The 384-nt window shown below is 64.8% G+C and carries 1 protein-coding gene; it reads left to right on the top strand.

Translation table 11 applies throughout. The features are described from left to right. Positions 1–119: 119 nt before the first annotated feature. Positions 120–384: ATP-binding cassette domain-containing protein (locus tag AC1DY7_RS31410; RefSeq protein ID WP_477497665.1), on the top strand; the 265-nt coding region annotated here is incomplete at its 3' end.

The raw sequence follows: 384 nt of genomic DNA on the forward strand, positions 1-384 counted from the left end.
CTGTCGATCCACCAAGCCTGGTGGGTGCTGGTGTTTCCGCTGATCACGCTGATCCTCACCGTACTGTCGTTTAGCCAGTTCGGCGAGGCGCTGAAGACGCGCTTCGATCCGGTGCTGCGATGAGCGCATGTCTCGACATCCGCGATTTGAGCGCCGTGCTGCCGAACGGCCAGCGCGTGCTGCGCTCGGTGTCGCTCTCCGTTCAACCGGGGGAGGTGCGAGCACTGGTCGGCGAGAGCGGCGCCGGCAAGACGATGATCGGCAAGGCGGTGCTTGGTGTGCTGCCATCAAGCGTGCGCATCGTCGAAGGCACTATGAAGCTCGAAGGCGAGGACCTCGGCAGACTGCAGCCCAAGGCAAGGCGCACGCTGATCGGCGCCCGCA

Source organism: Mycobacterium sp. P2_H7, assembly GCF_056403275.1.